Here is a 5,288-nt window from a genome sequence, read left to right as displayed (position 1 = left end):
GCTCGTTCAGTCGTTCAGGCCGGACGCAGCCGGTCGCGATCGAGGATCGCCCCCGTGCAGGTCGAAACCCGCAGCAGGTACACCCAGTCGCCGCGCGAGGCCCGCACCTGGATGCGCCGGTCGTTGCGGACATTGAGGTAGACGTCGCGATAGCCCCGTGCCTTGACCGCCTCGCGGATTTGGCGGTCGGTCAGTTCGATGCAGATCAGCGGTCGGCGGAAGCCGAAGCCATCGGTCCCGGGGCCGAACTGGAACTGCAGCGACGCTGCCGCCGCCGGCAGTCCTGCCGAGGCGGAGAGCGCTATCCCGAGGATGGCGGCGCGCAGGATCGAAGACGGCGTCATGGCGTTCTCCCTTGCTGGCCTTTGTCGGCAAAGCCGCCCCGGAACGCGAGGTGCCGGATCGGAGCCGAACAGGAAGCGTGGCGCATGCGACCTTAACCTCCGCTCAACCTCCCGTTCATTCTGCGTTCATGTTGACGCCGCATTGACGGCACCGGCGCGGCTGCCTACCTCAGCCGTTCGCTCACCCGACTGTGCTAGCCTTGCGGCACGATTCGACTGCCCCGACGGAGGTTTCATGGCCATCGACCTGTTCGGCTCCGAGGACGACCGGACGGCGCCGCGCGCGCCCCGTCCAGAGGCCCCGTCCCGTCCGGCGCCCAGCGTCGCCCATGCCGGCTCCTACTCCGCCGCCGACATCGAGGTGCTGGAAGGGCTCGAGCCGGTGCGCCGCCGGCCGGGCATGTATATCGGCGGCACCGACACCAACGCGCTCCATCACCTGTTCGCCGAAGTCATCGACAACTGCATGGACGAGGCGATTGCCGGCCACGCCAACCGCATCGAGGTGCATTTCGGCGCCGACGGCTTCCTCACGGTCACCGACAATGGCCGCGGCATCCCCGTCGAGAACCACCCCAAGTTCCCCGGCGTCTCCACCCTCGAGATCGTCATGACCCGCCTGCATGCCGGCGGCAAGTTCGACGGCAAGGCCTACGAAACCTCGGGCGGCCTGCACGGCGTCGGCGTGTCGGTGGTCAATGCCCTCTCCGACATGCTGGTCACCGAGGTCGCGCGCGACCAGACCCTCTACCGCATGACGTTCTCGCGCGGCCGGCCGCTCGGGCCGATCGAGGTGGTTGGCAAGGTGCAGAACCGCCGGGGCACGTCGCAGCGCTTCCACCCCGACCCCGAGATCTTCGGCGGCAAGGCCGAGTTCTCGGCGCAGCGCCTGTTCAGGATGACGCGCTCCAAGGCCTATCTGTTCGGCGGTGTCGAGATCAGGTGGAGCTGCGACGAGTCGCTCGCCAGTCCCGAGGTCCCGGCCCGGGCCAGCTTCCACTTCCCCGGCGGCCTCAAGGACTTCCTCGCCAGCCGCATCGAGGGTGAACCGCGCATCGTCGACGAGATCTTCTCGGGCACTGTGGGCCGGCCGGGCACGCATGGTGCGGTCGAGTGGGCGATCTCGTGGTGTCTCGCCGATGGCTTCGTCAATTCCTACTGCAACACCATCCCGACCGCCGAAGGCGGCACCCACGAGCAGGGCCTGCGCGTCGCGCTGCTGCGGGGGCTGCGCAACCACGCCGAACTCACCGGCAACAAGCGCGCCGCCCAGCTGACCGCTGAAGATGTGCTGGTGCAGTGCTCGGCAATGCTCTCGGTGTTCGTGCGCGAGCCCGAGTTCGTCGGCCAGACCAAGGACAAGCTCTCGACCCCGGAGGCCACCCGCATCGTCGACACGGCGCTGCGCGACCCCTTCGACCACTGGCTGGCCGCCTCACCCAACCAGGCCGGGCGCCTGCTCGACTGGGCCATCGAGCGCGCCGAGGAACGCCTGCGCCGCAAGAAGGAGAAGGAGGTCGACCGCCAGTCGGCGACCCGCAAGCTCCGTCTGCCGGGCAAGCTGGCCGACTGCACGCAGTCCGCCGCGCAGGGGGCCGAGATCTTCATCGTCGAGGGCGACTCGGCCGGCGGCAGTGCCAAGCAGGCGCGCGACCGGGCCAGCCAGGCCATCCTGCCTCTGCGCGGCAAGGTGCTCAACGTCGCCGGCGCCTCGCGCGACAAGCTCGCCGCCAACCAGCAGATCGCCGACCTGATCCAGGCGCTCGGCTGCGGGACCCGTGATCGCTACCGCGAGGACGACCTGCGCTACGACAAGATCATCCTGATGACCGACGCCGACGTCGACGGCGCCCATATCGCTTCGCTCCTGATGACCTTCTTCTTCCAGGAAATGCCGAAACTGATCGATGGTGGGCACCTCTACCTGGCGCTGCCGCCGCTCTACCGGCTGAGCCATGGCGGCAAGGTCGCCTACGCCATGAACGACGCGCACCGCGACGCCCTGCTCGAGACCGAGTTCAAGGGCAGGAAGCCCGAGATCAACCGCTTCAAGGGCCTGGGTGAAATGCCCTATGTCCACCTGCGCGAAACCACCATGGACAAGAAGACCCGCACGCTGCTGCAGGTCCGCATCCGGCAGGATCGTGACGATACCCGCAATGCCGTCGACCGCCTGATGGGCAACCGGCCGGAATCGCGCTTCGAATTCATCCAGGAGAACGCCGCCTTCGTGACGGATCTGGATATCTAGGGCGGCGGCCGCGAGGCGCCCCGTCAGCAACGGATCGCGCCGACAGTGTCGACGAGCGCTCCGTGGCCGGTGCAGGATCGAATGCGGAGCGTGGTCGAAGCGGAACGGGCAAGGCGACGCGTTTCCCGCGGTTAACCCCGCCCCCGCGAACCCCGTTGACTCGCAAGGGGTTTCCACTATGTTCCGGGCGCCTCCCGCGCACGTCCTGACAGGGCGGAGTCCGGTTTCGTTGCTGCGAGGCAAAGCCAGATTACCGGCTTGTTCCCCGCGCCTCCTGTCGACCTGCACCTTCTCAAGTAGCTGCCCGTCGACCTGCCTCAATACTTGAGCGGACCACTGATTTGGCAAACGACTTCTCGGGGCTCGGCCTCAGCACCAAGGTAATCGACGCGGTGGCGGCCGCCGGCTACACCAAGCCGACCGACATCCAGGCGCAGGCCATCCCGCTCGTCCTCGAAAAGAAGGACATAATCGGCATCGCCCAGACCGGCACCGGCAAGACCGCCTCGTTCGTCCTGCCGATGCTCACGCTGCTTGAATCGGGCCGCGCCCGCGCCCGCATGCCGCGTACGCTGATCCTCGAGCCGACGCGCGAACTCGCCGCCCAGGTGCACGAGAACTTCGAGAAATACGGCAAGAACCACCGGCTCAGCGTCGCGCTGCTGATCGGCGGCGTTTCCTTCGAGGACCAGAACAAGGTGCTCGATCGTGGCGCCGACGTGCTGATCGCCACGCCGGGTCGCATGCTCGACCAGTTCGAGCGCGGCCGCATCCTGCTGACCGGCGTCGACATCCTCGTCATCGACGAGGCCGACCGCATGCTCGACATGGGCTTCATCCCCGATATCGAGCGCATCTGCGGCCTTCTGCCGCCACGGCGGCAGACGCTGTTCTTCTCTGCGACCATGCCCCCCGAGATCCAGCGGCTCACCAGCCGCTTCCTGCGCGATCCGGTCAAGATCGAAGTCGCCCGGCAGAACTCCACCGCCGAGACGATCGAGCAGCGCCTGGTGCGGGTACCCGGCAAGCCGGAGGAGAAGCGCGCCGCGCTGCGGCAGCTGATCCGCGGTGAGGTCGGCCTCAAGAACGCGATCATCTTCTGCAACCGCAAGCGCGATGTTGCGACGCTCGCCCGCTCGCTCGAGCGCCACGGCTTTTCCGCCGCGGGCCTGCACGGCGACATGGACCAGAAGAGCCGGATGGAGACGCTCGACAGCTTCAAGACCGACAAGCTGATGCTGCTCGTTGCCTCCGACGTCGCCGCCCGCGGGCTCGACATCCCGGCGGTGAGCCACGTCTTCAACTTCGACGTGCCCACGCATGCGGAGGACTATGTGCACCGGATCGGCCGAACCGGTCGCGCCGGTCGCTCGGGGGTCGCCGTCACGCTCGCCGCACCGGCGGAAGGCAAGTACATCGATGCGATCACCAAGCTGATCCACAAGGACATTCCCGAGGTGAAGCAGAACGGCGTGCTGGCGCCGGTCGACGACGCCGAGGAGCCCCGCCGCGCCGAGCGCCCGTCCCGCGGCCGCCGCCGCGGCGGCGTTGCGCCGGAGGCGCCGGCGAAGCGCGAGGAGCGGCCCTCGCCGCGCCATCATGTCGCACCCGCTCGGCCATCGGCCGAGCCCTTGGCATCGCCGCTCGTCGAAGGCATCGACGCCAACTCGCCGTTCGGCTCGGACGGGCCGATTCCGGCCTTCCTGCTGCGCCCCGGCAAGGTCGTCTGACCCTGCGTCTGGCGTGCGGCAGCGGAAAAGTGATCGAGGATCCGCGTTCATGCGTAACGATGGCCGCTCACCTTTACGTGCCATTAACTCCACAACATAGACAATAGCGAACTAGGGAAGCAGTCGGTTGCGGGGCATCTGTGTCAGAGCAGGAATTTAGGCGCGCCCTTGGCTATGCCAATTCGGCGATCGATTTGCTGAAGCGCTCGGCGATCCCCCCGTATCCGCAGTTCTATGAGCTCCTCTACACCTATGCCACCGGTGTGAATCCCGAGCTCAACGCCCGCATCAACGCCATCTTCCGCGAGAGCACGCCGGACACCGAGACGGCCGAGCGCATCTACAACGAGTTCCTCAAGGCCCAGGATGCCAATGAGCGCATCTCGAGTGTCTCGGAGCGGATGTCGAACCGCATCAGCACGATGCACGAGGCCATCGATTCGGCGATGACCACCGCCAACGCCTACTCGGCGACCCTGCAGACCGCCGGAGGCGATCTCGACGCCGACCTGCCGCCCGCCGAACTGGCGCGGCTGGCGGCGAACCTGCTCGCCGAGACGCGGCGGATGCAGGACTCGAACCACGAGCTCGAGCGCAATCTCGAGGCCTCGCGCGCCGATATCGCCGCGCTGCAGCGCGATCTCGAGGACGTCCGCCGCGAAGCCCTGCTCGATCCCCTGACCAAGGTCTTCAACCGCAAGGCCTTCGACGACGGCCTGCTGCGTTCGTTCATCGCCGCCGGCGAGAACGGCCGTCCGCTTTGCCTCGTTCTGCTCGACATCGACCACTTCAAGCGCTTCAACGACACCTGGGGCCACCAGACCGGCGACCAGGTGCTGCGCCTCGTGGCGATGACGCTCAAGTCCAACATCAAGGGCCGCAATATCGCGGCACGCTATGGCGGCGAGGAATTCGCCGCGATCCTGCCCGAGACCGATATCGACGGCGCCGTCATCGTGGCCG

4 protein-coding genes are annotated in these 5,288 nt (G+C 67.3%); 3 read left to right on the top strand and 1 reads right to left on the bottom strand.

Going from position 1 to position 5,288, the window contains the following annotated elements; genetic code table 11:
• Window positions 1-14 precede the first annotated feature (14 nt).
• Window positions 15-344 (bottom strand): hypothetical protein, encoded by a 330-nt coding sequence (locus ACE3TU_RS18580; protein WP_374626928.1) that lies wholly within the window; start codon window positions 342-344, stop codon window positions 15-17.
• A gap of 235 nt (window positions 345-579) precedes the next feature.
• On the opposite strand from ACE3TU_RS18580, the gene parE reads away from it, so the two are divergent.
• The 3 genes from parE to ACE3TU_RS18565 form a co-directional block, all read left to right on the top strand.
• The gene (gene parE, locus ACE3TU_RS18575; protein WP_374626926.1) at window positions 580-2,595 is read left to right on the top strand and encodes a DNA topoisomerase IV subunit B; all 2,016 of its coding nucleotides are present in this window, start codon (window positions 580-582) and stop codon (window positions 2,593-2,595) included.
• Window positions 2,596-2,936: 341 nt separating this feature from the next.
• Window positions 2,937-4,325 carry a DEAD/DEAH box helicase gene (locus ACE3TU_RS18570; RefSeq protein ID WP_374626924.1) on the top strand — a complete coding sequence of 463 codons (1,389 nt, stop codon included), beginning with the start codon at window positions 2,937-2,939 and terminating at the stop codon, window positions 4,323-4,325.
• Window positions 4,326-4,519: 194 nt separating this feature from the next.
• A partial coding sequence (locus tag ACE3TU_RS18565) for a GGDEF domain-containing protein (RefSeq protein ID WP_374626922.1) occupies window positions 4,520-5,288 on the top strand: 769 nt, incomplete at its 3' end.

The sequence above is a fragment of the Devosia sp. genome (genome assembly GCF_041917035.1).
In the GTDB taxonomy this organism is placed as follows: Bacteria; Pseudomonadota; Alphaproteobacteria; order Rhizobiales; family Devosiaceae; genus Devosia_A.
Note: the sequence above shows the minus strand (reverse complement) of the source record. Positions and strands in the feature narration are given on the sequence as shown.

What these genes read in the sequence shown, in the direction of transcription:
- ACE3TU_RS18580 (WP_374626928.1), bottom strand. Translation starts at nt 344, where the DNA reads ATGACGCCGTCTTCGATCCTGCGCGCCGCCATCCTCGGGATAGCGCTC.
- parE (WP_374626926.1), top strand. Translation starts at nt 580, where the DNA reads ATGGCCATCGACCTGTTCGGCTCCGAGGACGACCGGACGGCGCCGCGC.